27 protein-coding genes are annotated in these 26980 nt (G+C 62.0%); 9 read left to right on the top strand and 18 right to left on the bottom strand.

The window, feature by feature from the left end:
- On the top strand, positions 1 to 95 hold a 95-nt coding region (locus Q7C30_RS15020), incomplete at its 5' end, for a transposase domain-containing protein (protein WP_317871890.1).
- A 32-nt stretch (positions 96 to 127) separates the two neighbouring features.
- Positions 128 to 406: an SDR family oxidoreductase gene (locus Q7C30_RS15015; protein ID WP_317871967.1), complete on the top strand. Its 279-nt coding sequence runs from the start codon at positions 128 to 130 to the stop codon at positions 404 to 406.
- Positions 407 to 678: 272 nt separating this feature from the next.
- Here the strand turns inward: Q7C30_RS15015 and Q7C30_RS15010 are convergent, their stop codons facing one another.
- The 5 genes from Q7C30_RS15010 to Q7C30_RS14990 all read right to left on the bottom strand — a co-directional run bounded on the left by Q7C30_RS15010 (position 679) and on the right by Q7C30_RS14990 (position 6115).
- A complete protein-coding gene (locus Q7C30_RS15010) occupies positions 679 to 1743 on the bottom strand; it encodes an asparaginase (RefSeq protein WP_317871966.1) in 1065 nt (354 codons plus the stop codon).
- An 82-nt stretch (positions 1744 to 1825) separates the two neighbouring features.
- Complete coding sequence (locus Q7C30_RS15005; RefSeq protein ID WP_317871965.1) at positions 1826 to 2320, bottom strand: YbaK/EbsC family protein; 495 nt, start codon at positions 2318 to 2320, stop codon at positions 1826 to 1828.
- Between the two features lie 47 nt (positions 2321 to 2367).
- Complete coding sequence (locus Q7C30_RS15000) at positions 2368 to 3780, bottom strand: aspartate ammonia-lyase (RefSeq protein WP_317871964.1); 1413 nt, start codon at positions 3778 to 3780, stop codon at positions 2368 to 2370.
- Positions 3767 to 4756 (bottom strand): LysR family transcriptional regulator, encoded by a 990-nt coding sequence (locus Q7C30_RS14995; RefSeq protein WP_201163160.1) that lies wholly within the window; start codon positions 4754 to 4756, stop codon positions 3767 to 3769. Before Q7C30_RS14995 ends, Q7C30_RS15000 begins: the two co-directional genes overlap by 14 nt.
- 21 nt (positions 4757 to 4777) lie before the next feature.
- Positions 4778 to 6115 carry an MFS transporter gene (locus Q7C30_RS14990; protein WP_317871963.1) on the bottom strand — a complete coding sequence of 446 codons (1338 nt, stop codon included), beginning with the start codon at positions 6113 to 6115 and terminating at the stop codon, positions 4778 to 4780.
- Positions 6116 to 6991: 876 nt separating this feature from the next.
- Between Q7C30_RS14990 and hxsD the strand changes: the two genes are divergently transcribed.
- From hxsD to hxsA, 4 genes are read left to right on the top strand one after another with little or no spacing between them, the layout of a single operon-like run.
- Positions 6992 to 7291, top strand: coding sequence for a His-Xaa-Ser system protein HxsD (hxsD, locus tag Q7C30_RS14985; protein WP_039578066.1), 300 nt, complete (start codon positions 6992 to 6994; stop codon positions 7289 to 7291).
- The gene (gene hxsB / locus Q7C30_RS14980) at positions 7288 to 8775 is read left to right on the top strand and encodes a His-Xaa-Ser system radical SAM maturase HxsB (protein ID WP_317871962.1); all 1488 of its coding nucleotides are present in this window, start codon (positions 7288 to 7290) and stop codon (positions 8773 to 8775) included. The genes hxsD and hxsB overlap by 4 nt, the downstream gene beginning before the upstream one ends.
- Entirely contained in the window at positions 8775 to 10010 is a 1236-nt protein-coding gene (hxsC, locus tag Q7C30_RS14975; RefSeq protein WP_317871961.1) for a His-Xaa-Ser system radical SAM maturase HxsC, read from the top strand. Before hxsB ends, hxsC begins: the two co-directional genes overlap by 1 nt.
- Positions 10007 to 10603: a His-Xaa-Ser repeat protein HxsA gene (gene hxsA / locus Q7C30_RS14970; RefSeq protein WP_317871960.1), complete on the top strand. Its 597-nt coding sequence runs from the start codon at positions 10007 to 10009 to the stop codon at positions 10601 to 10603. The genes hxsC and hxsA overlap by 4 nt, the downstream gene beginning before the upstream one ends.
- Here hxsA and Q7C30_RS14965 read toward each other — a convergent pair.
- The gene (locus tag Q7C30_RS14965; RefSeq protein ID WP_317871959.1) at positions 10590 to 11093 is read right to left on the bottom strand and encodes an SPOR domain-containing protein; all 504 of its coding nucleotides are present in this window, start codon (positions 11091 to 11093) and stop codon (positions 10590 to 10592) included. The two genes, hxsA and Q7C30_RS14965, sit on opposite strands and share 14 nt — an antisense overlap.
- Positions 11094 to 11276: 183 nt before the next feature.
- On the opposite strand from Q7C30_RS14965, the gene Q7C30_RS14960 reads away from it, so the two are divergent.
- Positions 11277 to 12380 carry a sigma-54 dependent transcriptional regulator gene (locus Q7C30_RS14960; RefSeq protein ID WP_317871958.1) on the top strand — a complete coding sequence of 368 codons (1104 nt, stop codon included), beginning with the start codon at positions 11277 to 11279 and terminating at the stop codon, positions 12378 to 12380.
- A gap of 23 nt (positions 12381 to 12403) precedes the next feature.
- On the opposite strand, the gene sfnG is transcribed toward Q7C30_RS14960, so the two are convergent.
- Complete coding sequence (sfnG, locus tag Q7C30_RS14955; RefSeq protein WP_317871957.1) at positions 12404 to 13495, bottom strand: dimethylsulfone monooxygenase SfnG; 1092 nt, start codon at positions 13493 to 13495, stop codon at positions 12404 to 12406.
- A gap of 350 nt (positions 13496 to 13845) precedes the next feature.
- Here sfnG and Q7C30_RS14950 point away from each other — a divergent pair, with 350 nt between their 5' ends.
- Entirely contained in the window at positions 13846 to 15084 is a 1239-nt protein-coding gene (locus Q7C30_RS14950) for an acyl-CoA dehydrogenase family protein (protein WP_317871956.1), read from the top strand.
- 45 nt (positions 15085 to 15129) lie between these two features.
- Here the strand turns inward: Q7C30_RS14950 and Q7C30_RS14945 are convergent, their stop codons facing one another.
- From Q7C30_RS14945 to Q7C30_RS14895, 11 genes are all read right to left on the bottom strand, one after another.
- On the bottom strand, positions 15130 to 15501 hold the full coding sequence (locus tag Q7C30_RS14945; protein ID WP_116888382.1) for a hypothetical protein: 372 nt from the start codon (positions 15499 to 15501) through the stop codon (positions 15130 to 15132).
- A gap of 10 nt (positions 15502 to 15511) precedes the next feature.
- Positions 15512 to 16744 carry an SfnB family sulfur acquisition oxidoreductase gene (locus Q7C30_RS14940; protein WP_317871955.1) on the bottom strand — a complete coding sequence of 411 codons (1233 nt, stop codon included), beginning with the start codon at positions 16742 to 16744 and terminating at the stop codon, positions 15512 to 15514.
- Positions 16745 to 16746: 2 nt separating this feature from the next.
- Complete coding sequence (locus Q7C30_RS14935; RefSeq protein WP_317871954.1) at positions 16747 to 17565, bottom strand: ABC transporter ATP-binding protein; 819 nt, start codon at positions 17563 to 17565, stop codon at positions 16747 to 16749.
- A 92-nt stretch (positions 17566 to 17657) separates the two neighbouring features.
- A complete protein-coding gene (locus Q7C30_RS14930; protein ID WP_317871953.1) occupies positions 17658 to 18995 on the bottom strand; it encodes an ABC transporter substrate-binding protein in 1338 nt (445 codons plus the stop codon).
- A 78-nt stretch (positions 18996 to 19073) separates the two neighbouring features.
- Positions 19074 to 20138 carry a branched-chain amino acid ABC transporter permease gene (locus Q7C30_RS14925; protein WP_317871952.1) on the bottom strand — a complete coding sequence of 355 codons (1065 nt, stop codon included), beginning with the start codon at positions 20136 to 20138 and terminating at the stop codon, positions 19074 to 19076.
- A gap of 4 nt (positions 20139 to 20142) precedes the next feature.
- A complete protein-coding gene (locus Q7C30_RS14920; RefSeq protein ID WP_317871951.1) occupies positions 20143 to 21024 on the bottom strand; it encodes a branched-chain amino acid ABC transporter permease in 882 nt (293 codons plus the stop codon).
- Complete coding sequence (locus Q7C30_RS14915; RefSeq protein WP_317871950.1) at positions 21021 to 21791, bottom strand: ABC transporter ATP-binding protein; 771 nt, start codon at positions 21789 to 21791, stop codon at positions 21021 to 21023. Before Q7C30_RS14915 ends, Q7C30_RS14920 begins: the two co-directional genes overlap by 4 nt.
- Positions 21788 to 22759 carry an AMP-binding protein gene (locus tag Q7C30_RS14910; RefSeq protein WP_317871949.1) on the bottom strand — a complete coding sequence of 324 codons (972 nt, stop codon included), beginning with the start codon at positions 22757 to 22759 and terminating at the stop codon, positions 21788 to 21790. The genes Q7C30_RS14915 and Q7C30_RS14910 overlap by 4 nt, the downstream gene beginning before the upstream one ends.
- 19 nt (positions 22760 to 22778) lie before the next feature.
- Entirely contained in the window at positions 22779 to 24188 is a 1410-nt protein-coding gene (locus Q7C30_RS14905) for an LLM class flavin-dependent oxidoreductase (RefSeq protein ID WP_317871948.1), read from the bottom strand.
- 181 nt (positions 24189 to 24369) lie between these two features.
- On the bottom strand, positions 24370 to 25788 hold the full coding sequence (locus Q7C30_RS14900) for a diaminobutyrate--2-oxoglutarate transaminase (protein ID WP_317871947.1): 1419 nt from the start codon (positions 25786 to 25788) through the stop codon (positions 24370 to 24372).
- A gap of 35 nt (positions 25789 to 25823) precedes the next feature.
- Positions 25824 to 26042: an MbtH family NRPS accessory protein gene (locus Q7C30_RS14895; protein ID WP_317871946.1), complete on the bottom strand. Its 219-nt coding sequence runs from the start codon at positions 26040 to 26042 to the stop codon at positions 25824 to 25826.
- A gap of 197 nt (positions 26043 to 26239) precedes the next feature.
- Between Q7C30_RS14895 and fhuF the strand changes: the two genes are divergently transcribed.
- Entirely contained in the window at positions 26240 to 26980 is a 741-nt protein-coding gene (gene fhuF, locus Q7C30_RS14890) for a siderophore-iron reductase FhuF (protein WP_029612479.1), read from the top strand.

Here is a 26980-nt window from a genome sequence, read left to right as displayed (position 1 = left end):
TGCGCCACGTACTAGAGCGGCTACCGCACGCCTCGTCGGTAGCAGACTACGAAGCGCTGCTACCGTGGAACTGCTCGCCAGAGATGCCACGGTAACTCGTTACCCCACTGTTGGGCAGGTGGGGTTTATGGATCGCGTACCTTTCACACAGAACCTGGCGCGGGACTATGCGCCTCACAAAGTGCGGGTGAATGGGGTATGCCCGGGCGAGATCCACACGCCAATGCTGGAAGCCGGGGTCAAGCGCTCAGGCCGAACAATTGCCGACCTGGACCAGATGGTGCCGTTTGGGCGCATCGGCAAACCCGAGGAAGTAGCGGCGCTGGTGGCGTTCCTGGCGTCGCAAGAGGCGGCGTTCATTTGCGGATCGCTGGTGGAGATCACTGGTGCACAAGCTGTCGCATGACGCAGCAAGCCAACCTGGATGCTACTGGTGCTGGTTGCCTGCATCTCCTCGAATCTCTATTCTCATGATTACACTCAGGGGCATTACGAGAACTGATGGGCTGTCAGCAATTTCTAAAAAAAAGGCACTGCTTTCGCAGTGCCAAACACTCTAGAAGAGTGGACCTGTATCATCAGGAGCATTTACCAAGATTTGCAGAATTTCTCACTGCATATCCTGCCCCTGATGCTGATGGCCGTAGCCAGCAGAATTTATAGACAGTCGCTCGGTGATCAGTATTGATGGAACATATCCTGAATTTTCGCCGCATCTTGCGTAACGGTCAGGGCAAGCATCAGAAGTATGCGTGCTTTCTGTGGGTTCAGGTCATCGCCGAGTACACCTGGGTAAGCGTCGTCAGCGGGAACGTGACCACTGCCGGTCCTCGACGAACGAACCACGACGACGCCTTGATCAATGGCTTTTCGAACTGACGGCAGAATGTATTTGGACTCGCTACCCGCACCGACACCGGCAATGACGATACCCTTCGCTTTGTTCTGAACTGCCGCATCATACATATAGCCATTGTCGTTTTGATAACCGTAAACGATATCGACCTTAGGCAGGCTATCTAGCTTGGAAACGTCAAACGGCGTCTCAGTGGTGTGGCGCTTTTCAACTTTTGTCTCGAAAATCGGTTGCAGGTTGACCAAGGTACCCAGATAGCCACCGGAGGTAGCCTTGAAGGTGTCCAGAGAGTTCGCATCAGTCTTAGTAATGGTACGCGCGGCACCAATGCGATCATTCAACACAACCATCACACCACGGCCTTTGGCGGCAGGCGACGCTGCAACGGTGACCGCTTGCAGGATATTACTCGGTCCATCCGCACCGATCGCCGTGGACGGTCGCATCGAACCCGTTACCACTACAGGTTTGTCGCTCTTGACTACCAAGTTCAGAAAGTAGGCAGTCTCCTCAAGGGTGTCAGTACCGTGTGTGACCACCACCCCGGAGACGTTGTCCTGCTTTAGCACTTCGTTTATACGCTTGGCCAGCTTGAGCAGGACCTCGTTGTCCATGTTGTCGCTGCCCACGTTTGCAACCTGCTCGGCCTGAACAGTGGCAACCTTATCCAAAGCCGGGACCGAAGCAACTAAGGCCTGAGCGGTCAGAACCCCTGGCTTGTAGCCTGTGGTCTGAGTTTCTTGTGCGGCGGTACCAGCGATTGTGCCGCCAGTAGCTAGCACCGCAACGGTAGGTCGTTGAGTAGTTTGTTCAGTGTTGGCCATAACCGATGTGATCGAAGACAGTGAGATTAGCGCTGCCGCAATTCCTACGTTGAACGTTTTCATTGGTCACCTGCTTTAAATGGTTACAAAGGCAGAGAAAATGGGTTTTAGCTTGCATCCTGCAATGTTTTATTATTGAAAAACCTTAACAACGTGCAGCAACATCCAGCCAACTCGCAACATGGTCTACTTTTTCCAAAAACTGCTGCAGTTGCTGCCTGGACAGCTGTACTGAAACGCCATTATCCAAGGGATGAAAGAGATATAGTGGAACACCTTCAAGTGCCTGATCGAGGACCAGAGTTATTTCCCGATCCACGTCGTTGACCAACGCGAGCGGACTTAGCGCACCTGGCACAACTTTAAGCACATCGAACAACTGCTCAGTCGAGGCCAACGACAGTCGGCTACAACCCAGCACACCACTCAATCTTGACAGGTCGACTGCCTTATCGGCCGTCGTCACCACCAGATACAACCCTCTCTTCTTGTCGCGCAACAGGAGATTCTTGCAGCGCATGCCCCGCAATCTCATTTTGAGTTGCCCGGACTCTGCCATGTTATAGATTTTTTCATGGTACTCGACGGGACATTCGAATTCGTCTCCCGTCAACAAACTCAGCAATTCGTAACTATTCATCTGACTCTATAAACAATGGACGGGGCGCTCGCGCCCCCCTTTCAAACTCAGGCCCCGAATACCGGATAAGAAGCTTGTTCGATTGCCGCCATGGCTTCAGCCTTCGTCATCAGGCCGGACTCCTCCATGATTTCCAGCAAAGGCCGGCCTTCTTTCACCGACTGGCGTGCGAGCTTGCTGACGTTGGCGTAACCCAGCTGTGGAACCAACGCCGTAGCGACCGCCATCGAGTCTGTCAGGTGCTCCAAATTCCGCGCTTCGTCGGCAACAATCCCGGCAACGCATTTTTCGCGGAAACGCTGGATACCTTGAGTCAGCAGGGTGATGCTGTCGAACACGCGAGAGGCGACCACGGGCTCGAAGTGGTTGATCTCTAGCTCACCGTACTGCACAGCCTGTGCTACCGCGACATCGTTGCCAATGACTGCGAAGCTAAGTTGGATCATCGACATTGGCAGAACAGGGTTCACCTTGCCTGGCATGATAGAAGAGCCAGCCTGGGCTTCAGGTAGCTTCAGCTCACCCACGCCGCCGACCGGGCCCGATGAGAGCTTGGTCAAGTCGGCGGCGATTTTGGCCAGTGAGGCGGCACAAGTACGCAGTTCGCCCGAAACGCGGCCGAAAACATCCATGTTCTGCATCGCATCGAAGGGGTTGGCCGGGGCTTGGTAAGCGACACCGGTGATCTTTGCCAGATGTTGGTAGACCGCCGCACGATAAGCCTTGGGCGCCCCAAAACCGGTCCCAATAGCAGTACCGCCCAACGGCAGCGTATGCAGTTTTTCGCGCACTGCACCCAACTCATCGGCGAGGCGATGAGTCAGCGAGGCATAGCCTGAGAACAGCTGGCCCAGACGCATGGGCTGCGCATCTTGCAGGCAAGTACGACCAAGATGAAGGATGTCGGCAAACTGCGTGGCTTTGGCGTCGAACACCTGGGCCAGCAGCCGTACTTCGTCTATCAGCCCAGCGAGCATGGCGTGAGTCGCGACTTTCAGCGCTGCGGGGTACACGTCATTAGTCGACTGCGAGATATTGACGTGGTCGTTGGGGTGGACCACCTCGTAGCTACCCGCAACATGACCGAGCAACTGCTGGGCGCGGTTGGCAATGACCTCGTTGAAGTTCATGTTGGTCGAGGTCCCGCCGGAGCCTTCCAGTAGGTCAACGATCAGCGAATCGTCACACTCTCCTGCGATCAGCGACTGGCAGGCTCGGGCAATGGCTTCAGCCTGGGCGTCCTGAATTACCCCGCAATCAAGGTTGGCCAACGCTGCGGCCCACTTGCATTGGGCGAAAGCATCGCGAAAGGCCGAGTAATGAGCGACGGTCAGCGGAGACACCCGCAGGTTGTCGAAACCGCGTACGCTATTGACCCCGTACAGTTTGTCAGCCGGGATCTGCACAGCGCCTACATAATCTTGCTCGACGCGCACGTCGACATGGTCAAAAGTACTCACGGGTATTCCCCTCATCGATATTCACTAAAGCCTCTACCCCTTTGCCCAGCGCCTTGAGCCGCGGCAGGAAGGAATCGAGGATGACGGCACGGGCCGACTCGCAGGCATCTGCGAAGAAGGCGCCGTATTCATTACGCCTGGCCACCAGGTACAACGAGCGCTCTAGGCTCAGCTCGGGGGCGAGGTGAGCGGTGACGTTGTCCACCCAGGGCATGGCCTGGAGGAAGCACATCGGGCTGGTCACCGCCCAACCGATGCCTTCGGCGACCATGGCAGTCAGGGCGTCGGCGTTATCCAGTTCCAGGCGGTTGGGCACACGCACATTGAGACCCCGCAGATGCCGGTCGATCTGCAAGCCAACTTGCGAGTTGCGGTTGAAGCGCACCACAGGCAGTACGTTCGCCATCGCCCGCACATCGTCCAGACTATTCAGTTGTCTGCCGGCAGATTTCGGGGTGATCACAAAATAGCGCTCAGTTAGCAGGCGATAGCGGATCACACCGTTTGCATCCATCAACGGGTCGCTGGTCACGATCAGGTCGAGATCACGCCGCAGTAACGACTCTCCTTGTTGCGGGCTCAGTCCCGTACGCACCGATAACTGCGACACTTGGTTGAGCAGATGGCGAGTGAGCAGGGAACCACAGGTGGAGGCGAACGAGTCCACCAACCCGAGGCGTAGGTCGGGTTTGACGCCGCGACCGGCATCGAGCACCTGAGCCTTGAGGTTCATGAGCTCCTCACTGAGCAATGCGCCTCGATGGCGCAAAGCCAGTCCGAAAGGGGTGAGCGCCAGAGGGCGGGTCGTGCGGTCGACCAGCACCACACCGAGCTCATCCTCCAACTGGCGAACCATCTGCGACACCCCGGACTGCGAGATACCCATGCGATTGGCTGCACCCGACATGCTGCCCTCCTCTGCCACGGCGATGAAAACCTGGACCGCATGCATGTCGATCAGTCGGTTGCTGGGCATGGGCTTAACCTCTTCCAAGAATCAATGGGCGTCGGCCGAGACCGCAGCCTGCGCATCGGGGGTTACAGCGGCAAGCTGCTCTTTGCTGGTCTCAGGCGCGAACAGATGGCAGAACACACCACCAAATACCAGCACACCCACGCAGACCCCTAGAGCGGTATGTACCCCAAGGTGTTGCACTGCAATCGGCAGCAGGAAGGTGGCAAATGCCGAGCCAAAGCGACTCGCAGCGACTGCCACACCGATGCCCGAGGCGCGCAGATGGGTGGGGAACAGCTCGCCTGGGTAGACGAACTCAAGGTTGACTGCGGCCGCCAGCACGCAGGCGAAGAAGCCGAACGCGATGATCGTTCCCATTGGCCCGAATCCGGCCCAGGCCAACGCAGCCAGACCCACCGCACTGAGGTAGAAAGTACCGACCAGAAACGCCCGGCGCGAGATCCGGTCAATAATCAGCAAGCCAAGCAGTGCACCGAGCATCAGCAGCACGTTGTAGACCAGACCCCCAACGAACTTGTCCTGCACATTCAGCGCTTCCAGTACCCGCGGCGAAAAGGTTCCTAGGGCGAAGAACGGGATCACCTGGCAGGTGTAGAACACACAGCCCACCAAGGTGTTACGCCGCCAGCGCTTGCTCATCAATTCCCTGATGCCACCACGTGTTTGCTGGGAGGGGGACGCTGCCGGCAGGCTCACATGGGGACCGAATTTTGCGTGCACAATGGCCAGCGCTTCCTGGCTGCGACCACGAGCCATTAGCCATATCGGCGACTCCGGCACGCCCAGGCGCAGCGGTAAAATCAGCAATGCAGGTACACCGCTCAACGCCAGCATCAGGCGCCAAGCGTCCGGGCCAATATCGCGAATGGCAAAGCCCACCAGATACGCCGCCACATAGCCTGCGGCCCAGGCCGCTGCCAGCACGCTGAGGAGGCGACCACGGTAACGTCGTGGGGCGAACTCGGTCACCAGCGACTTGCTCACCACATAGTCAAAACCGAGCACTAGGCCGAGCAACAGCCGCAGCACCAATAACTGTTCAGGTGAAGTCACGAAAAACTGCGAAGCCGAGATGACCGCGAACAGCAACATGTCCCATGCAAAGATGGTACGTCGACCAAACCGGTCCGCCAGGGGCCCGGCAATCAGGCTACCTAGAAACAGGCCAGCCAGGGATGCCGCGCCTAATAGACCCATCCATAGTGCATTCAATTGCAACGGCCCCGCCGCCATGCTGACCGCGATGCCAATGATCCCTAGCACGAATCCGTCACTGAATTGACCGCCCGTACCGCTGAACACCGTCCGGATATGGAAGCGGCTCAGGGGGAGGTCTTCGAACGAAACTTGGCTACTCATTCGTGTCTCCACTTGCTTCTTGTAGTTGTGGGCCGGCTCGGGTGGCCGGTTACGAACGAGTCTACGACTGCAGCATCAGCAAAACAGCAGCCGAAAAAACAGTATCAGGAATACTGATACTAGTCGCCAGCCAGCGTGATGCTGAGCGCCAGTACCGTTAGCGACATCGCTTCAGAAAGAACAGGCACTCGTGACAGTATTACCTGAACGGAGCTAAACGAACTCAGGAAAGAAGGCGATCACAAGGCAAGGTGAAGTCGACTGAGCCGAGAGTGTGAGGGTTGAACAAGCCCCCGAGAAGTGAGAAATAAGCAGTGGTCAGCTGAGCTGCGTCCGATCGTGTGGTCTACTGCAACCCCATCATTCGGGTACCGCTCTTCTCGCACCAATGACGTACACTGAAAATCACCGACCTCCATCTGGGTGCGTGTCAGAAATCGTCAATCGTGATCGCCCGATCACCTGCTGCGACTGGGGGCAAAACTGGGGGCATATTTTCGATTTTTAGACCTGGAGCAGGCGTCCTAGAGCCCAGTCAAAATGTTCTTTGGGGATCCTGAGAGTTTGTAGGCTCGATTAAGCGAAGAATTGCCCGTCAATGATGCCCGCTGTCTTCGGAGCGCCCTCCAGCACCGAACCGATCTTGTAGAGGTGCGTAGCGATGTCGATGTCGGATTTAGACCTCACTGCTCCGCCATGGAGCACCCATAAGAATGGGCTGATCAGCAATTCCCGAACACTTCAAGGCTATCAGCATCAGGCTGACCAGCATCCGCTCATAATTTTTGTGTGCAGATGTAAAAAATCATAATGGCATAATGCCCTAAAAACCGGCAAAATCCACACGCCTCCAACGGATTTGAAGGACCGGTTCCCATGACATGGCCTGTCATCCTGAAACTCGATAGTGCAGTTTATTCCCTCAGCGTGGTGCAACGGGCGGTGTATTCCCTCGCTGACATCGTCGCCATCCAAGTATCGGTCGAAGACCAACAAATTGCTCTCGAAGCGCTGCCGGCCCACGCCAATCTGACACTTGCCGCGCGATACGCCAGCACACTGATCCTCCAGCATTTGAATGACTTCGCCTTGCGCGACCATATCAACCGCGAAACCGCAGGGCTGCGTGAGATTCTGGCCCGAGCCGCGCTCGCTGGATGCGGGATTTCCCAGTGACTCTGATTGCAACAGATGCCAGACACTACCGTCTATTACCCTTGCGGTTCATGCGGATGGACACAGGATCCAGCCATGACATCCTGATCACCTCCGACACGGGTGAACACTTGCATGTCAATGACGAGCAATTACGCGCGCTCAGTCAATTCGACGTCCAAACAGGCTCTGCGTTTTACAAGGACTTGCTCGCTCGCCACTTCATTTACGAGCCAGAGCGCCACGACCCCTTTGCGCAAATGGCCGCACAGTATCGCAGTCGTAAGGATTTCCTTTTCCAGGGTCCTGCTCTACACCTGTTTGTGGTGACCCTGCGCTGCAACCATACTTGCCAGTATTGTCAGGTTTCGCGAGCACCACTAAGCGGCTCTGGCCACGACCTGTCCGAGGAAAATGCACGCGCGGCTGTCGACCGCCTGTTCGAATCGAACGCGCCCGCTCTGACCGTAGAGTTTCAAGGGGGTGAGCCACTTCTGGCTTTTGAGCGAGTCCGCCAGATTGTCGAATGGGTAGTCGAACGTAATCGAGTGCAACAGCGCGATATCCAGTTCGTCATCACCACCACACTGCATCACCTGACGGACGATGTGCTCGACTTCGCAGCACAGCACGATATTCAATTTTCGACTTCGCTCGATGGCCCGGCGGCCTTGCATAACGCCAATCGTCCCACGCCTTCGCGAGATGCCTACGAGCGTACGGTCGAAGGTATCGAGCGGGTACGTGAACGCCTCGGTCACGATGCAGTGTCAGCGCTGACTACGCTCACCTCCAGAAGTCTCGAACAGCCAGAAGCGATCATTGATGAGTACGTGAAACTGGGGTTCTCCAGTATTTCGCTTCGGCCCTTGAGCCCCTATGGCTTTGCCACCAAAAGCGCCCAGCGCCTTGATTACCCGATTGAGCGATACTTGGACTTCCATGACAGAGCACTGACGTACTTGCTGAACATAAATCAGCAAGGCGTTTACCTGTCCGAGAGTTACACCAGTCTGCTGCTGAAGAACATTCTCACACCCTTCTCATCAGGATACGTAGACCTGCGCTCCCCTGCAGGCGCTGGTACTGCGGCGCTGGTTTACAACTATGACGGCTACGTCTATCCGTCGGACGAAGCGCGGATGTTGCTGGAGATGGGAGAAAGCGGACTGAGACTAGGTTCTGTGCAGCAACCGTTGCCTGAACTGCTCGGATCACCCGTCATGCAGGCACTGCTTGCCAGCGGCGTTGCAGAGGCACTACCGGGCTGCTCGGACTGCGCACTCGTTCCCTACTGTGGCGCAGATCCCATCGAGCACTTCGCACGTCAAGGCGACCCGATCGGACATCGGATGTTCAGCACGTTCTGCAAAAAGAACATGGGGTTGCTCAAGCAGGTCTTCAGGCTACTTCGCGACGGCGACGACAATGTGCAAAGGGTACTGCTGTCCTGGTTGAGCAGACGCTCCTACAGCGATGTCCGACTTGCTGGCTACAGGGGCTGATGGTGATGCTGCGAAAGGATACCCATTTCGAAATCCGGCATCTGAACGAACCAAGATTGCTCAAGGTCGTCACGCTCGATGAATTCATCGAACAAGGACTGGCCGTTTGCGCGGGACGTGTGGCGTTCGACGATCTCTTGCTTTGGCTGCCAAACCGGCAACGTTTAGATAGCCCGCAGTTGATCTCATTACCCGTGGGCGGCTTTCTCACACCCGAGCCGTTTATGGGCGAGCTCGAAGCTGCACAACTCCATTTGCATACGCCTAGGGACGCGAATGTTGTGCAGCCCGGAGATGTCATTGCTGTCACACCCGGCAGTACGTTGGTGCGAGTGCTCTATCGAAGAGGCTCGGACAGCAACTTGCTTTTCATGACAGATCGTTGCAACAGCCTGTGCTTGATGTGCTCGCAGCCGCCGAAAGATATCGATGATCGTTGGCACATCGAGGAAAACCTCCGGCTGATCGACTTGATGGACCCGGGCGAGGAAAACCTGGGGATCAGCGGCGGAGAGCCCACGCTCTATCGCACTGGCTTGCTGGAAATCCTGGCCAAGTGCAAAGCCGTGTTACCAGATAAGTCCATCCATGTGCTCAGCAACGGACGACTGTTCCAGGACCCGAGCTGGATCCCTGCACTGACTGCTATCGCCCACCCACAACTGAGCTGGGGTATCCCGCTGTATGCCGACAACGCCGAAGACCATGATTATGTGGTGCAGGCTGAAGGAGCGTTCAGCGAGACAATGCAGGGTCTGTACAACCTGGCACGAGCAGACCAGATCATAGAAATCCGCGTCGTACTCAATCGCCTGACCACGCCTCGCTTGCCTGAACTGGCCCACTACATCTTCAGGAACCTGCCCTTCGTGCGGCATGTTGCACTGATGGGCATCGAGAGCACCGGCTTGGCCAGGAAGCACTACGAGCAACTGTGGATCGACCCGCTCGACTATCAGGAGTGGTTGAGTCAAGCCACCTACTTCCTGTCCAATCGGGGGATACCGGTTTCCATCTACAACCTTCCTCTGTGCCTGATTCCACCTGCTCTATCGCGCTTTGCCCGTCAGAGCATTTCGGACTGGAAGAATCTGTTCATAGATGCCTGCCAACACTGCGCAGCCGTCGAACAGTGTTCTGGATTCTTCAAATCCCACACCGACCGCTGGCAGAGCCGAGGTGTACGACAACTATCGACCGAGGCCTTTAGCGCCTATGCAAGGAGTGCACAGTGAAGTTACTCGACCGTTGGAAAGTCTTGATCAGCAGTATGAGCCTGCTCCCCATGGCAGGCACCGCCCTAGCCCAAGCCGGTCCCATGCCGCTGGCAGATACCGACTGGCAGCCTAGCGACAAGCTGCAACCGCCGGTATTCGCAGATACGCTCAATGCCGCGGATGCCCTGAACATCTATGCGGCACATCGCTCGCACAGTTCGCATCGATCCCACAGTTCGCACAGCTCCCACTACAGTGGCTCAGGTGGCTACAGCGCGCCTCGTGCCTACAGCCCACCTGCTACCAGCACCCGCAGCTACACCGCGCCGAGCAGCTCAACCGGCAACAGCTTTTACCAACCCTCTGGAACCGCCGGCGCGTCAAGCTCAAGTACGTCGAAAACCCGCGCGACCAATGCACAGAAAAACGACTTGGTGACTCGCGTGCAGACCGCGCTGATGGTGCGCCAGTACTATCAAGGCGCAATCGACGGGGTCATGGGCAAAGCCACGCGCGGGGCATTGATGTCCTTCCAATCCGACAGCGCGCTCACCGTGCATGGACGAATGGATACCCCTACGCTGAACGCACTGGGAATCAAGATTCCATAGCTCCGCCAGAAGCATTTACAGACGCCGTGGCGCTATGATCAAAGGTCAGATCCACGCCACGGCACCGCCCCTCCCCCAACACCGCCATTGCCACATGAATCCCCTTCCCCACCACAAACACCCGATACCGAAGATCCCGCTCGCCCCCATAGGGAATCGTATCGATCCAGCTCTGCACCCCCAATTCACCCAGCTCGCGCCGCAACGCCACAGCCTCGTCTTCGCGGTCGAAAAAACCCACGCAGTGGTCATGCCGCATCGCCATGACGTGCTCAAAAAAGAATTGGCAAGCCTCTGACTCACTCGCCGATACATAGATCGGCTCAGCATCCCGCCCGCGCTCCGTATAGCAAACCTGCCAACGCCCACCCACTTGGCTCAGATAAAAAACATCGGACGCCGCGCCCCGCGAACCGATGGCGTAAAGCGACGGGTTGCAGCCTTGCGCCAACAGCTGCGCGGCGAGTTCATCGACAGTCATGGCATCCAAGATGGCGTCCTCCAGAACGTACCTGTGTCGATCTTAAATCACAGGCCCTTACATCAATATTCTCCAGAGGAATACAAATAGGATTTTTTATTATTTTTTAAAAGCACCCGACCCCTTTATAACCCTCTGGCTACCCAATCGTTTATCCACGCCAAGCCGCGTGCGCAACTGATAAGGATCGCCATGCAACTGCTGACCCTCCCCCCCTCGCCGACTCTGGCTACCTCGATCCGGGCGACCGCGCAGGTCTTCGAAGACCCTCGTTCGCAAGCGTTGCTCGCCCATTTGCAACAAGTCGCGCCGAGCGAGGCCAGTGTGCTGGTGATCGGCGAAACCGGCACCGGCAAAGAGCTGGTCGCCCGTCACATCCACCATTTGAGCCGCCGACGCGAAGGCCCGTTCGTGGCGGTGAACTGCGGGGCTTTCTCTGAATCACTGGTCGAGGCCGAGCTGTTCGGTCATGAGAAAGGTGCGTTCACCGGCGCCCTGACCGCCAAGGCTGGCTGGTTCGAGGAAGCCAATGGCGGCACCTTGTTCCTCGACGAGATCGGCGACCTGCCCATGGCGATCCAGGTCAAGCTGCTGCGCGTGTTGCAAGAGCGCGAAGTGGTGAGGCTGGGGTCGCGCAAGAGCCTGCCAATCGACGTGCGCGTGGTCGCCGCCACCAACGTGCAGTTGGACAAGGCCATCGGCGCAGGTCACTTCCGCGAGGACCTGTATTACCGGCTCAATGTGGTCAGCCTGCAGTTGTATCCACTGCGCGAGCGTCCGGGCGACATCCTGCCGCTGACCCGGCACTTCCTCGACACCTACTGCAACCGGCTCGGCTACGGCCAGGTGCGCCTGACGCTCGAGGCCGAGCGCAAGCTGTTGAGCTATGACTGGCCGGGCAACATTCGTGAACTGGAAAACGTCATCCACCACACCCTCCTGGTGTGCCGCAACGGTCTGGTGCGTGATGACGACCTGCGCTTGTCGCACCTGCGCATCGAGCGCCAGAGCTCGGTCCAGACCGCTGCGCCGCAAAGCGCCGAGGATCAGTTGCTGCAGGCGTTCCATCGGTTGTTCGAGGAACAGGCGGGGGACCTGCATGAAAAGGTCGAAGACAGCCTGTTGCGCACCGCCTACCGCTTCTGCCACTGCAACCAGGTGCACACGGCCAGTTTGCTGGGCTTGAGCCGCAACATCACCCGCGCGCGGCTGATCGCCATTGGCGAGTTGGTGGTCAATCGGCGCGGCGCGCCTTCCCTGGCGCGTCCGCAGCGGACCCTGCAATTCTCGATCTGAGCGCGTGCTCGGGATCGAACGCCCTAGGCCACCGCCCGGGGCGCCACCACCTCCTGCTCAAGCTCGCGCACCAGCGGCAGGACCCGCCGACCGAAATACTCCACCTCCTCCTGGAAATGCAGGAAGCCTGAAAGGATCAGATCGACCCCCACGGCCTTGAGCGCGACGATGCGCTCGGCGATCTGCCGGGGCGTGCCGATCAGGTTGGTCTTGAAACCATCGTTGTACTGCACCAGGTCCTCGAAACTGGACTGCGCCCAGTTGCCCTCGCCTTCGGGACTGGCCGCCCCGGCGTTCTTCGCTTCGCTGGCAAAGCCTCGCACCGCCTCGGGGTCGGCCTTGGCGATGATTTCAGCCAGCACCGCCTGAGCCTCCTCCTCGCTGTCGCGGGCGATGATGAAGGCGTTGACGCCGACCTTCACCGAATGACCGTTGGCTGCCGCCTTGGCCCGCAGGTCATCGATCTGGGCCTTGAGACCGGCCACGCTGTTGCCGTTGGTGAAGTACCAGTCCGACACCCGCGAGGCCATGTCGCGTGCGGCCCGCGAACTTCCGCCCTGGAAGATTTCCGGGTGCGGTCGCTGTAACGGCTTGGGTCTGAGGCTGTAGTCGTTGAAGCGGTAGAAGTCGCCGTGGAAGCTGAAGTTGTCCTGGGTCCAGATGCCCTTCAGGGCCCGAATGAATTCTTCGGAGCGCCGGTAGCGCTCGTCGTGGTCCAGCCAAGGCTCGCCGATGGCGCGAAACTCGCCCTTGAACCAGCCGGACACCACGTTCACCGCGATGCGCCCGCCGGTGAACTGGTCGATGCTTGCCAGTTGCTTGGCGGCCAAGGCCGGCGTCCAGGGGCCGGGCAGGATCGCGGCAATCACCTTGAGTTTCTCGGTCGCCGCCAGCAGCGCGTGGCTGATGGTCACCGACTCATGCTGATTGTCGGCCCCGTAGCCTGCAGTGAAGCGAATCTGCGACAGCGCGTAATCGAATCCGGCACGTTCGGCGATCTGCGCCAGCGTGCGGTTGTAATCGATGTCCCAATGGGTGCGCTGCTCGATCTTGCTGACGACAAGACCGCCGCTGACGTTGGGCACCCAGTAGGCAAATTTGATCGCTTGGCTCATGACGAAGTCTCCTGTGGCTCGAAAGTCAGGCCGCACTGGCGACCGCACAAGGGCTGGAGCAGCAACCGTGCCAATAGCAGAAATTATTTCAAATCAATGATTTGTGAAAACACGAGGCGATCCGTACTGCCCTGAAGCACGCACTCTGCTGAACCCCTGACCACCCGGCAACAGCCGCATCGACAAGCACTGCTGCCTCGCTGCCAACAGTGATTCAGCAAGCTGCTGCGCGCGCCACAGCTCAATCGCCCGTCTGAATCACCAAGTTCCTGATTTACTTGGGTTTTCGCAGAGGGCACGGAGTTTGCGAGGCCTCTGCCGACTGCATTCGCATCCTCAGGAGAATTGCCATGACCGCTCACGCCCACGTTCCCACGCTGTCCACCGGCACCGACTACGACACCCTCGCCGCACGCTTTCGACCCCTGTTCGCCCGCATCGCCGAAGGCAGCGTCGAGCGCGAGCGTGAGCGCCGTTTGCCGTTCGAGCCGATCCGCTGGCTCAAGGAAGCGGGCTTCGGCGCCGTGCGCGTGCCGATCGAGCATGGCGGTGCGGGCGCGTCGCTGACGCAACTGGTGCAACTGCTGATCGAGCTGGCCGAAGCCGACTCGAATCTGCCCCAGGCGCTGCGCGGGCACTTCGCCTTCGTCGAAGATCGCCTCAACGCGCATGCCAGCGCCGCCCAGGACCGCTGGTTCAAACGCTTCGTGGACGGTGACCTGGTGGGCTGCGCCTGGACCGAAATAGGCGCGGTCAAGATCGGCGACGTCCTCACCCGGGTGTCACGCCAAGGCGACCAGTGGGTGGTCAACGGCACCAAGTACTACAGTACCGGTAGCATTTTCGCGGACTGGATCGACCTGTTCGCCCGCCGCGACGACACCAGCGCCGACGTGATCGCGGCGGTGCGGACGCGGCAACCGGGCGTCACCTTGAGCGACGACTGGGACGGTTTCGGCCAGCGCACCACCGGCAGCGGCACCTCGGTGTTCGACAACGCCGTGGTCGAGCCAGAGGACATCATCGATTTCGCCACCCGTTTCAAATACCAGACGGCGTTCTATCAACTGGTGCTGCTGGCCGTCATCGTCGGCTCCGGACGCGCTGCGGTGCGTGACTTCAGCAGCGAAACCCGTACCCGCACGCGGGTGTTCAGCCATGGCAATGCTCAGGCCGTAAGCCAGGATGCCCAGGTGTTGCAAGTGATCGGCAAGGCCAGCGGCCTGGTCTACGCCGCCGAGGCCGCGACCCTGCGCGCAGCCGAAGCGGCGCACCAGGCCTACCTGGCCCATTGGGCGGAGGCACCCGCAGCCGAACGAGACGCCAACGTGCTGGCCGAACTGACCTCGGCGCAGGCCCAGGTCGCCGCCGTGGACTTGGTGCTGCGGGCCACCAGCGATCTGTTCAACGCCCTGGGCGCGTCCAGCACCCGCATCACCCGGCAGCTCGATCGCCACTGGCGCAATGCCCGCACGGCCGCCTCGCATAACCCGGTGATCTACAAGGAGCGCATCGTTGGCGACTGGGCAGTCAATGGCAGCGAACCGCCGTATGTCTGGCAGATCGGCGGCGGCGCCCAGGCGTCCTGAACACCGACCTGCGGCCAGCGTCCGAACGCCCCCCAGGAAACGGGCTCAGCCGGCCGCAGGTGCAGCACCGTTGAGATAGTGATCGCCGAGCAGGCGCCGCTGGGTCGGCAGCGCCGGCTCGGCCTCGGAGGGTGCGGGCGCCGGCAGGCCGTGCCCGACCAACTCCAGGTGCGTCTGCCCGGCCAGGCGCACAGCCTCCGCCGCCGCCAACCGAAAAGCGATGGCCGCCGCAGGCGAGTCGTCGGCGCGGGCGCGCAAGGCGTCGGCTGCGTCGATACGAATACGCAGGTCACCGACAGCCGCAATCACCAGCGCTTCATGGCGGGCGCTCTGCCCGCGCAGGTAGTCCAGCAGCGAGGCTTCGACATGGCGGGCATGGGCCAGGTCACCACGGCCTTGAGCCTGTGAAATAGACATGGAAAGGTCCTCAGTTCCAGGCGTGACGGGGTGGCGCGATGCCATTGAGCAGTCGGTTGCCGACCAGGTGATACTTCCAGCGCACCGGATCATGCAGGGTGTGGGTCCGGGCATTGCGCCAGAACCGGTCAAGCCCCTGGCTGGCCGAGACGCTGCGCGTGCCCCCAAGCTCCAGCAAACGACTGGACGCTTGCAGGGCAATTTCGGTGGACAGCACTTTGGCCTGGCCGACGATCACCGACGCCTGCGCCACCCGCGCCTCGCTGGGCTCGGCGACGGCGTCATCCACCGCCTCGCCGGCACGTTGCAAGACCGCCTCGGCGGCGTGCAGGCGCCAGGCCAATTCGCCGATCAGCGCCTGGGCCAGCGGGTCCTGCCAGGCGTGCTCCAGGCCGCTGTCGACCCAGGGGCGGGCCAAGCGCGCCACGCGCAGGGTTTCGGCAAAGGCGCCACGGGCGATGCCAGTGTCCACGGCGGCCTGGATGATCTGCGAGATCGGTCCATCGGCGGTGGGCTGCTCGTAGGCCTTCCAGGCCGGTATCACGGCACTTGTCGGCACGCGCACGCCCTCGATGCACACCTGGCCGCTGGCGGTGATGCGCTGGCCGAAGCCGTCCCAGCTGTCGATCACGCTCAGGCCGGAGGCATCGCGGGGGACGAAGGCGATGTGCGGGCGGTCGTGTTCATCGACGCCTGCCACCGGCACGATATGGGCGAACAGCGCGCCGGTGCAGTAGGCCTTCTCACCGTTCAACACGGCGGTGTCGCCCTCGAAGCGAATCTGCGTCTGGAAGGTGGTCACGTACTGGCTGCGCGCTTCGGAGAAGGCGTTGCCGAAGCGATAGCCCTGCAGCACCTTGGCGTAATAGGCGCGCTTCTGCGCCTCGCTGCCGGTCAGGGCAAGGTTGCTCAGCACCCCGAAGTGGTTCTGCGGCAGTTGCCCGAGTGAAGAGTCGGCGGCGGACACCGTGGCGATCACTTCACTGAGGGTGCGGTAGGACACGCCAGCACCGCCGTAGGCCTTGGGTACGGTGATCGCCCACAGGCCGCTGTCGGAGAAGCGCTCCAGTTCTGCCCAGGGCAAGCGCCGCTCACGGTCGCGTGCGGCGGCCTCGCGGGCGAAATCCGCAGCCAGGCGCTGTGCCACTTCGATGGCTTCGCTGCCGCTACCAATGACCTGCGCCGCACGCAGCGGCGCCGCGCGCGTCTGCGCAGGGAGATCGGGTGAGAGTGCAGTGCTCATGTCTACTCCTGTCGAGTCGAAGGTTCTTGAATCGATTGCCCCTGGCCACCCGCTTTGCCGCCCAGGTAGAAGTGGCGGATGTCCTCGCGCGCAGCCAGCGCTGCGGCCGTGCCTTGCCCCACCACACGACCGTTTTCGAGGATGTAGGCATAGCTGGCGTGGCGCAGGGCGACGTTGATGTTCTGTTCGGCCAACAAAAAGCTCATCCCTTCCTGGGCGTTGAGTTGAGCGACGATGGCGAAGATTTCCTCGACGATCAGCGGTGCCAGTCCCATGGACGGCTCGTCGAGCAGTACCAGGCGTGGCTGGGTCATCAGCGCCCGGCCCAGCGCCAGCATCTGCTGCTCGCCGCCGGAGGTCAGCCCGGCCTGGGTTTTGCGCTTGGTCTTCAAGCGTGGAAACCAGGCGTAGATCCGCTCCAGGTCCTGCTCCAGTTGCCGTCGCGAGGGCTTGCGCAGGAAGCCGCCGCTGCGCAGGTTTTCCTCGATGGTCAAGTGCGCAAAAACGTGACGGCCCTCCAGCACATGCACGATGCCCTGACGCGCCAGCCGATTGGCCGCCACGCCAGCGGTATCCTGCCCCTGAAAACGGACAGTCCCTCGACTGACCCGCGCCCGATCGGCCTGGAGCAACCCGGAAATCGCCTTGAGCGTGGTGCTCTTGCCCGCACCGTTAGCCCCAAGCAAGGCGACGATATCGCCCTGCCCCGCCTGCAACGAAACCCCACCCACGGCAAGAATGGCCCCGTCATAGATCACCTCGATGTCGTCCACACTCAACAGCGCCATCCGCTCAGCGCCGACATCCCGTGCCTCGATCATGTCCCGCTCCTTTTTTGCAGCGCTGCAAGCCATGCGCAGCAAACTCACTTGTGGCTTGCCGCTTACAGCTTGCGGCTTGAATGGCTGACGATTCAGGCACCGGTGCAATCGCGTGGCGTGATGCCCTTTTGCTTGGCGTAGTCGGCGGCCTTGTCGTCGATCAGTTCGCGCAGGGTGGCGCGGTCGGCGCGTACCCAGTCGGTGATCAGGTTCCAGCGCTGGCCATCCCACTGCTGGACCTTCGCCGCGCCGCCACCTTCATGGTCGTTGCACGACAACTTCAGCGGCTGCATCAAGCCCAGGAAACCGATCGCTTTCAGGCGCGCATCGTCCAGGTCCAGGTGCTCCAGCCCCCAGCGACCTTCCTCGCCGTTGAGTGGCCGATTGCCGAAGCGCTTCTGCCCGGCGCGGATCGCCTCCACGGCGATGGCGGCGTTCACCAGGCCCGAGTTGTAGTACACGCTGCCGAAGCTGTGCGGGTCTTTCAGGTCGCTCTTGCCCGCGTCGAGGATGTGTTGCTTGAGGCGCTGGTGGATGTCGAACCCGGTGCCACCGGGGTACGGCGTCAACGCCAGGTAGCCCTTGCCCGCGGTGCCGGTGGGCAGCACGTCCTCGTCGGAGCTGGCCCAGATATCGCCGACGATGCGCTCGACCGGAAAGCCGAAGCGCGCAGCCGTCTTGATCGCCACCGGGGTCGACACGCCCCAGGTACGCAGGAACACCCAGTCCGGCTTGAGCTGGCGCACCTGACGCCACTGCGCGGCCTGCTCGTTGCCGGGATCGGCGACGGGAATCTGGATGTTCTCGAAGCCGTATTTCGCCGCCAGCAACTGCAAAGGCCCCTGGGTTTCCCGGCCATAGGCCGAGTCGTGATAGACGGTGGCGATCTTCTTGCCCTTGAGCTTGTCGAGCCCGCCTTCGCGCTCGGCCACGTAATTGATGAAGGCCGACGCCTCGCTGTAGAAGGTCAGCATCACCGGGAAGTTGTACGGAAACACACGGCCATCGGTGGCCTCGGTGCGGCCGTAGCCCAGGGTGATCAGCGGGATCTTGTCGGCCTCGGCCTTGTCGCTCAGGGCATAGGCGGCCGGCGCACCGTTGGGTTGATAGACGGCCACCGGGGCGCCGTCCAGGCCGTTCTTGAAACGCTCGTAGCACTCGATGCCCTTCTCCGCAGTCCACTCGGTCTCACACTCCTGCCAGACCAGCTTGACGCCATTGATCCCGCCCTCCACTTCGTTGATGTAGCGCAGGTAGTCGATCATCCCGGCCCATACCGGAATGCCGCTGGAGGCGTAGGCGCCGACCCGGTAGGTGGCCAGGGGAATGAACTGTTGATCGGCGCCCGCCTCGGCGCTGGCCGGCAGAAGAGCCTGACCGCCGAGCGCGAGCAGGCTGGCGAACAAGTAGCGATGCAAGGTTTTGCCCATGATGTGCACGTCTTCTTGAAGGAGTGAAAAACTCCTTTCCCGAGGCCGGGTCAAGGCATGTGAGTGAAACAGGTGAGTTCAGAACCGCAGCGGCCAGACCCGTATGCGTTGCCGCGCGGTGGTCAACAAGCGCGCCAGTCCTTCTGGTTCCTTGATCAGCAGCACGATGATCAGGGCGCCGAAAAGGATCTTCTGCAGGTTCTGCAACTGCCCGGCGTCGACGTGACCGTCGAACAGCCATTGCCCCAGGTGACTCAGCAGGACCGGTACGAGGCTGATGAACGCGGCTCCGATGAAGTTGCCGACAATGCTGCCCATGCCGCCGATGATGATGATGAACAAGATCTGGAACGAGCGGTTGATGTCGAAGCTGCCGGCGCTGGCAGTACCCAGGTAGGCGAACGCCCACAGCGCCCCGGCGATCCCCAGGTAGAACGAACTGACAGCGAAGGCCAGGCGCTTGTAGCGCTCCACCGGGATGCCGATGACCGCCGCGGCGGTGTCCATGTCGCGAATCGCCATCCAGTTGCGCCCGACCTGGCTGCGCACCAGGTTGACCGCGACCCAGGTCAGCAACGCCACGCAGCCGAGCGTCAGCAGGTAACGCCCCGCCGGCGTGGCCAGGCTGTAGCCGAACAGTTCCAGGCGTGGGGCGCTGATGGTGCCGGAGGAGGCGTAGTTGTAGAACCAGGGAAACTTGGCGAACACCCATTCCAGAAAGAACTGCGCCGCCAGGGTGGTCACCATCAGGTAGAAGCCTTTGATCCGTGCACTGGGAATGCCGAACAGCAGCCCCACCGCGCCCGCGATCAGCCCGCCGCCCAGCAGGGCCAGCGGTAACGGCAAGCCCGGCACCCGCAGCAACAGCCCATAGGTGGCGAACGCACCCACCGCCATGAAGCCAGCGGCGCCGACCGAGGTCTGGCCGGTGTAGCCGGTGAGCAGGTTCAGGCCCAGGCCGGCCAGCGACAACACGAGGAAGGGGATGAGGATCGCATTGAGCCAGTAGTCACTGCCCAGCCAGGCCAGCCCGATGAGGACGGCCAGCGACAACAGCGGTAAAGCTCGCCAGCGGCGGCGTCGGATGAGGATCACCGGCGCTTCGCCAGCGCCTGAAACAAGCGGTGAAACGGTGGCGGTCATGGCGTCATACCCGTTCGATGACCCGGTCGCCGAACAGGCCGGCCGGGCGGATGTAGAGGAAGATCAGGGCGAGGAAATAGGCGAACCAGGGCGTGATGCCACCGCCGATCAGCGGGCCGATGTAGGCCTCGGCCAGGTTCTCCGCCGCGCCGACGATCAAACCGCCGACGATGGCCCCGCCAATCGACGTGAAGCCTCCGATGATCAGCACCGGCAGCGCCTTGAGCACCACCAGCGAGAGCGAGAACTGCACGCCCTGGCGCGCGCCCCAGAGCAGCCCGGCCACCAGCCCGACCACCCCGGCCACGGCCCAGACGATCTGCCAGATACGGTTCAGGTCGATGCCCAGCGACAACGCCGCGCGGGTGTCGTCGGCTACCGCGCGCAGGGACACGCCGATGCGGGTCTTGTTGAACAGCAGTGCAAGCACCGCCACCAGCACAGCGGCCACCCCGGCGGCGATCAGGTCGAACTGGCTGATCATGATCTCGCCCAGGAACAGCGGAACATCCTCGATCCCCAAGTCCAACGCGCGCACCTGGGCGCCCATCAGTCCCTGGGCCAGGCCTTCGATCACGAACGACAAGCCCAAGGTGGCCATGAACAGGGTGATCTGCGAGCGATTGACCAGCGGCCGCAGCACCAGGCGCTCGATCAACCAGGCGCCGAGGATCATCACCCCCACCGTGATCGCCAGGGCCAGGGCGAACGGCAGCCCTTGCCCCAGCAGGCTGACGAAGGTCAGCGCAGCGAACAGCAGCATGGCGCCCTGGGCGAAGTTGAACACGCCGCTGGCCTTGTAGATCAGCACGAAGCCGATGGCTACCAACGAGTACATCGAACCGGCGAGCACGCCACCGATCAGGGTTTCCAGAAAGAAATTCATCCGTGCGGCGCTCCCAGGTACGCAGCGATCACCTCAGGATTGGCCTGGACCTCGGCCGGCGTACCGTCACCCACCTTGCGTCCGTAATCGAGCACCACCACATGGCTGGACAGGCCCATGACCACCTGGATGTCGTGTTCGATGAGAATCACCGTGGTGCCCAGATCGCGGTTGATATCGGCGATGAAGCGACTCATGTCGCGTTTTTCCTGGGCGTTCATGCCGGCCATGGGTTCATCGAGCAGCAGCAACCTGGGCTGGGCGATCAGCGCGCGCCCCAGTTCCACGCGCTTTTGCAGACCGTAGGCGAGACTGCCCACCGCCACCTCGCGCCAAGGCTGAAGGTCGAGAAACTCCAGCACCGCCTCGGCCCGTTCGCTGAAGGCGCGCGCCTCGCGCCGCGCACGGGGCAAGCCCAGCGCCTGTTCGAGAAACAGGCTGCACTGAAAGCGCGACAGCCCGGTGAGCAGGTTGTCCAGCACGCTCAGCGGCTTGAACAGCGCATTGTTCTGGAAGGTCCGGCCGATACCGAGCCGCGCCGCGTGCAAGGGGTGCGCGCGGCGCAGGGGCTTGGCGTCGAACAGCAGCTCGCCCGCATCGGCCCGGTAGACGCCGTTGAGGATGTTCAGCAGTGAACTCTTGCCGGCGCCGTTCGGCCCGATCAGGGCACAGACCTCGCCTCGCCGGACGCTGAACGACAGGTCCGAGATCGCCTTCACGCCCTGGAATGCCAGCGACACATTGCGCACCTCCAGCAAGGCAGTCATGCCGCGCGCTCCAGATACTGCGCCAGCCACGCGCCGGAGACAGGCTGTGGCTGCGCCGTGCCCAAGGCAGCGCTCGGCACCTCGATGCGGCGCAAGCGCTGAAAGCCGAGCAAGCGCCGCACGCGCGCCTTCACCGCGCGGGCGAACAGCCGCTGAGGATGGGCCAAGGTCCAGTCGCACCAACGTCGCCGCCAACTGCCCGCCGGCGCCAGGCTGGCCTCGATCTCTTCGGCCAACGTCTCGACCCTGGCCGACGACAACAGCAGCCCGGTCGGGGCTATTTCGCGACGGTCGCGGCTGGACGACTCGCGGTTTTCAGGAAACGCGACGCTGATCCCCTGCTCCAGCCAGTGCTGCAACAGGTGCCCCAGGCCGTCCTGCCACTCGGTGCCCTCGTCCACCCACAACACCTCATCACCGGCCACCTGCGTCCAGCCTTGCCGCTGGGCAGGCGCCGCCTCGGCGACCAGCAGCGCCGACAGCGGCTGCACCTGCCACTGCGCCTTGCCCAGGGTCGTGGCCTGGGCGCAGAACAACTGCAGCGGCCATTGCTCGGCCAAGCCACTGTGCAGCCAATGCGCGAGGCTCTCGCGGCGCTGGACGAACGCGAAGCTCGGGCGCGCCTGACGCAATTGCCGTTGCAACGCTTGGCCACGACTGTGCGGGCTGATCACCCGACTGTGGCCACCCAGTTGCCGCGCGGCCAGTGCCAGCAGCAGCAGGCTCGGCTCCAGCGCACCACTCAAGGCCAGCCGCGCACCTGCGCTAAAACCCTGCTGGCGCAGGCCATCGGCCAGGCGCTCGACGTCGCGCTGCACATCGATCCAGCGCCAGGCGTGCCACGCCCCGCGACGGCGATGGCGCAGCGCGATCTGCGTCGGCCGCTCCCGGGCCCAGCGTTGCAACGCCACCAGCGCGCGGTCACTGACGGCCTCGGCGGGCGATGGGTGAAGTTCATGAAGAGTCATGGGCAAGGTCTCCTCAGGCTCATGCCAGCTCGACGCTGTCGGCGCGGGCCGGTTGCAGGTGCGCACGCAGATCGCGGTAACCGGCCGCCGGATGGTTGGACGGCAAGCGTGGGCCGTCGCCGAAGAGCTTCTCGCGCAGGGTTCCGGCGCGGTACTCGGTCTTGTACACCCCGCGCCTCTGCAACTCAGGCACCAGCCACTCGACCACATCGCGGAAGGTTTCATGGGCCAACGCATAGGCAAAGTTGAAGCCGTCCACATCGGTGTCCTCGACCCAGGCCTGCAGTTCGTCGGCCACGGTCTGCGGGCTGCCGACGATCAGCGGGCCGAAGCCACCGATGCCGACCCAGTCGGCCAGCTCCTGTACCGTCCACTGTTTGTCAGGATCCGCCGTGGAGAAGGTTTCCACCGCCGACTGAATGGCGTTGGTATGAATGTGCTTGAGCACCTGGTCAGGTCGGTACTGGTTGAAGTCGATGCCGGTCCAGCCGGAGATGAGCGCCAGCGCGCCTTCGTAGCTGGCGTATCCCTTCAGTTCACGCCACTTGGCCTGTGCCTTGGCGTCGGTCTCGTCGACGATGACCGTGAGCAGGTTGAAAATCAGCACCTTGCGCGGATCGCGCCCAGCCTCGGCGGCGCGACGGCGGATGTCGGCCACGGTCTTCTTCAGGGTGACTTTCGACGGCGCGGCCACGAATACGCATTCGGCATGGCCCGCCGCGAATGCCTTGCCGCGACTGGACGCCCCCGCCTGGTAGAGCACCGGGGTGCGCTGCGGCGACGGCTCGCAGAGGTGAATGCCGGGCACCTGGAAGTGTCTACCCTGATGGCGGATTTCGTGAATCTTGCTGGGGTCGCTGAAAATGCCGCGTTCACGGTCACGCAGCACCGCGCCGTCCTCCCAACTGCCCTCGAACAGCTTGTAGAGCACTTGCAGGTACTCATCGGCGTAGTCGTAGCGCGCATCGTGGTCACTGAGCGCCTTCTGCCCCAGGTTGCGCGCACCGCTGTCGAGGTAGGAGGTGACGATGTTCCAACCAATGCGGCCCTGGGTCAGGTGGTCCAGGGTCGACAGACGGCGGGCGAAGGGATAGGGATGCTCGAAGGTGAGCGACGCGGTCAGGCCGAAGCCCAGGTGTTCGGTGACCAACGCCATGGGGGTGATCAGCGCCAGCGGGTCATTGACCGGCACCTGGGTGGCCTGGCGCAGCGCCGCATCGGCATTGCCGCCCAATACGTCGTAAAGGCCGATGACATCGGCGATGAACAGTCCGTCGAACTTGCCGCGCTCCAGTAGCTTGGCCAAGTCGGTCCAGTAAGACAGGTCCTTGTACTGCCAGGCGCGATCGCGCGGATGGCGCCACAGCCCTGGCGACTGATGGCCCACGCAGTTCATCTCGAAGGCGTTCAAACGGATTTCACGTGGCATGGGGACTCCTGAGCGATAAGCCGCGCACGCTGGGACGTGCAGTTCAAAGGCTTACCAACAGGAATCGTGCCAAGTGAAAATAGCGTTCTAGAACAGTGGGTTAGAAATAACATCGACAGCGGCGATGTGGCCCTCGACGCAACGCTGTTGATCGACTGCACGCCGATCAACAGCGTCCGATTCACGCGTGGGCCATGCGCTCCGGCGCGCGCAGGCCTGCCACGGCGGCCAGCACCGCGTTGCGCAACCGCTGCGCCAATTCATCGACCTCTTGCTCGGTAATGATCAGTGGGGGCAACAGCCGCACCACCGCGCCGTGGCGACCGCCCAACTCGACGATCACCCCCAGACGCAGGCACTGCTGCTGAATCGCCTGGGCCAGCGCCGTATCGGCCGGCGGGCGCCGCTGTCCCTGCTCCAGCGCCGCCACCACCTCGATGCCGAGCATCAGGCCACGGCCTCGTACATCGCCCAAGCAGGGAGAGTCGGCCTGCAGTTGGCGCAAGTGATTCATCAGGCGCGCCCCCAGTACCTCGGCACGCTCCGCCAGCCCTTCGTCGATGATATGGCGCAAGGTCGCGCTGCCGGCCGCCATGGCCAGTTGGTTGCCGCGGAAAGTGCCGGCGTGCGCGCCGGGCTTCCAATTGTCCAGTTCGCGGCGATACACCACCACGGCCAACGGCAGCCCGCCGCCGATGGCCTTGGACAGCACCAGCACATCGGGCTCGATGCCGGCATGTTCGAAGGCGAACAGCGTGCCGGTGCGGCCCAGCCCGGTCTGCACCTCGTCGATCACCAGCGCGACACCGTGTTTGCGGGTCAGGGCGCGCAGCCCCTGGAGCCAGCGCACCGGCGCGGGGATCACCCCGCCCTCGCCCTGCACCACCTCCACCACCACGGCGGCCGGGGGCAACACCCCGGATTCCGGGTCGTCGAGCATCTGCTCCAGGTAATGCAGCCCAGCGTCCACCCCGGCTTCGCCACCGAGGCCAAACGGGCATCGATAGTCGTAGGGATAGGGCATGAACTGCACATCGTTGTTGACCGCCCCAGGCCCTTGCTTGGGCGCCAGATTGCCCATCAGGCTCAGGGCGCCCTGAGTCATGCCGTGATAACCACCGCTGAACGACAGCACCGTCCTGCGTCCAGTGGCCGTGCGCACCAGTTTCAGCGCGGCCTCGATGGCATCCGAGCCGCTGGGGCCGCAGAACTGAATGCGCGCATCCCTGGCCAGGCCCTCGGGCAAGGCCGCGAATAGCGTTTCGACGAAGCGATCCTTGACTGGGGTGGTGAGGTCCAGCGTGTGCAGCGGCAGGCCGCTGTCGAGGGTCTGGCGCATGGCCTGCAGGGTGACTGGGTGGTTGTGCCCCAGCGCCAGGGTGCCGGCGCCCGCCAGGCAATCCATGAACAATTGGCCTGAGGTGTCCTGCACGTAGATGCCATGGGCCTGCTGCAGCGCCAGCGGGATGCGCCGCGGATAAGTCCGCGCATTGGATTCCCGAGCAGCCTGGCGCTGCAGCAAGGCATTGCTCTCCAGCACGCGGGGGGCCTGCAGCCGGAAGGCTTCCAGGCTGAAGCCGTGGGTGGACACTGATGACATGACGAAACTCCCTGAGCAGTGTGAAGCACAGCGAACTAGTGGTTCTGCGGGTTTTCCTGCATCGCCTTGCGCAGGCTCAGCGGGCGCATGTCGGTCCACACCGCTTCGATGTGGGCCAGGCAGGCTTCACGGCTGTCGGCCTCGCCGACGCCACGCCAGCCCTGGGGAATGTCTTTGTAGGCAGGCCAGAGGGAATACTGCTCTTTGTCATTGACGACGACCCGGTACAGCACCTGCGGATTTTCTGAACTCATCGTGTGACTCCTTGACTGACTGAGTGAGTGTTTCGACTGCTGGTACGACCAACGTGATCAATTCTCATTAAGGCTCGACGGTTTCACCTGTTATCCTTCACCTCGCCGATATCGCCGGCGCCGTGCCGCTCAGCACACCGCCTGGCCTTGATGAACAGGGATGGAGCACCGCCCACCATGGTTTCCCGGACAACCCGATGATTCCCAGCCTTGCACCGCTCTACGTCGGGCCGCTGGCGGATTTCGCCGAAAAACTGCAATGGCGCCAGACGCCGCGTGTCGATCAGGCGGGCGACGCCTTCTTCGCGGCCAAGCCGTTCGCGCGTTTTCTCGATGGCCTGCAGGTGCGCCACCGCACCGATGAGCGCATCGCCCTGGCCTCGCTGTGGTCGAAGTGGTACTTCAGCACCTTCCTCGGCCCGTACATGGGCGCCAATCTGCTGCTGCAGCGGCAGTTGCCGATCGCCCTGGAACAGACGGGCCTGGTGCTCGGCGACGACGACCGTCCGCAGGCGTTGCACCTGGCCAGCGACGGCCAGCTCATCGAGCACCGCGAAGGCTTCGCGCGCTTCCACGACCTGATCGAGCACCACCTCACCCCTGTGATCCAGAGCCTGGCTTCGGCCACCGGCGCCTCCCCCAGGCTGTTCTGGAGCAATGCCGGCAACACCTTCGAGTTCGTCACCACGCGCCTGGAATTGCATCCGCTGGCGGTGAGCGGCTGCACCGCCGCCGCCCATGAGGTGCTCAACGCCCGCCTGCTGCCCGATGGGCGACGCAATCCGCTGTTCGCCCCGGTCCGCTATCTGCCCGCCGCGCCCGGTGACGAAGAGCCGCCACGCCTGCGGCGTATCTGCTGCATCCGCTACCGGCTGGCCGGGGTTGGCTACTGCAGCAGTTGCCCGCTGGAGTGCCGACACGCCGCCCGCACGCGCTGA

The sequence above is a fragment of the Pseudomonas sp. RAC1 genome, assembly GCF_030658255.1.
Taxonomy (GTDB): Bacteria; Pseudomonadota; Gammaproteobacteria; order Pseudomonadales; family Pseudomonadaceae; genus Aquipseudomonas; species Aquipseudomonas boreofloridensis.
The sequence above is the reverse complement of the archived record's forward strand: the minus strand, read 5'-3'. Positions and strand labels throughout refer to the sequence as shown.

Coding starts and splice junctions, on each gene's coding strand:
- hxsC (WP_317871961.1), top strand. CDS start 8,775: ATGGTGATGCTGCGAAAGGATACCCATTTCGAAATCCGGCATCTGAAC.
- Q7C30_RS14950 (WP_317871956.1), top strand. CDS start 13,846: ATGACCGCTCACGCCCACGTTCCCACGCTGTCCACCGGCACCGACTAC.
- Q7C30_RS14905 (WP_317871948.1), bottom strand. CDS start 24,188: ATGCCACGTGAAATCCGTTTGAACGCCTTCGAGATGAACTGCGTGGGC.
- Q7C30_RS14945 (WP_116888382.1), bottom strand. CDS start 15,501: ATGTCTATTTCACAGGCTCAAGGCCGTGGTGACCTGGCCCATGCCCGC.
- Q7C30_RS15015 (WP_317871967.1), top strand. CDS start 128: ATGGATCGCGTACCTTTCACACAGAACCTGGCGCGGGACTATGCGCCT.
- Q7C30_RS14910 (WP_317871949.1), bottom strand. CDS start 22,759: ATGACTCTTCATGAACTTCACCCATCGCCCGCCGAGGCCGTCAGTGAC.
- Q7C30_RS14995 (WP_201163160.1), bottom strand. CDS start 4,756: ATGCCCAGCAACCGACTGATCGACATGCATGCGGTCCAGGTTTTCATC.
- Q7C30_RS14925 (WP_317871952.1), bottom strand. CDS start 20,138: ATGACCGCCACCGTTTCACCGCTTGTTTCAGGCGCTGGCGAAGCGCCG.
- Q7C30_RS14935 (WP_317871954.1), bottom strand. CDS start 17,565: ATGATCGAGGCACGGGATGTCGGCGCTGAGCGGATGGCGCTGTTGAGT.
- Q7C30_RS14990 (WP_317871963.1), bottom strand. CDS start 6,115: ATGAGTAGCCAAGTTTCGTTCGAAGACCTCCCCCTGAGCCGCTTCCAT.
- Q7C30_RS15005 (WP_317871965.1), bottom strand. CDS start 2,320: ATGAATAGTTACGAATTGCTGAGTTTGTTGACGGGAGACGAATTCGAA.
- Q7C30_RS14940 (WP_317871955.1), bottom strand. CDS start 16,744: ATGAGCACTGCACTCTCACCCGATCTCCCTGCGCAGACGCGCGCGGCG.
- Q7C30_RS15010 (WP_317871966.1), bottom strand. CDS start 1,743: ATGAAAACGTTCAACGTAGGAATTGCGGCAGCGCTAATCTCACTGTCT.
- hxsD (WP_039578066.1), top strand. CDS start 6,992: ATGACATGGCCTGTCATCCTGAAACTCGATAGTGCAGTTTATTCCCTC.
- sfnG (WP_317871957.1), bottom strand. CDS start 13,495: ATGAGCCAAGCGATCAAATTTGCCTACTGGGTGCCCAACGTCAGCGGC.
- fhuF (WP_029612479.1), top strand. CDS start 26,240: ATGATTCCCAGCCTTGCACCGCTCTACGTCGGGCCGCTGGCGGATTTC.
- Q7C30_RS14895 (WP_317871946.1), bottom strand. CDS start 26,042: ATGAGTTCAGAAAATCCGCAGGTGCTGTACCGGGTCGTCGTCAATGAC.
- Q7C30_RS14960 (WP_317871958.1), top strand. CDS start 11,277: ATGCAACTGCTGACCCTCCCCCCCTCGCCGACTCTGGCTACCTCGATC.
- Q7C30_RS14930 (WP_317871953.1), bottom strand. CDS start 18,995: ATGGGCAAAACCTTGCATCGCTACTTGTTCGCCAGCCTGCTCGCGCTC.
- Q7C30_RS14900 (WP_317871947.1), bottom strand. CDS start 25,788: ATGTCATCAGTGTCCACCCACGGCTTCAGCCTGGAAGCCTTCCGGCTG.
- Q7C30_RS14920 (WP_317871951.1), bottom strand. CDS start 21,024: ATGAATTTCTTTCTGGAAACCCTGATCGGTGGCGTGCTCGCCGGTTCG.
- Q7C30_RS14915 (WP_317871950.1), bottom strand. CDS start 21,791: ATGACTGCCTTGCTGGAGGTGCGCAATGTGTCGCTGGCATTCCAGGGC.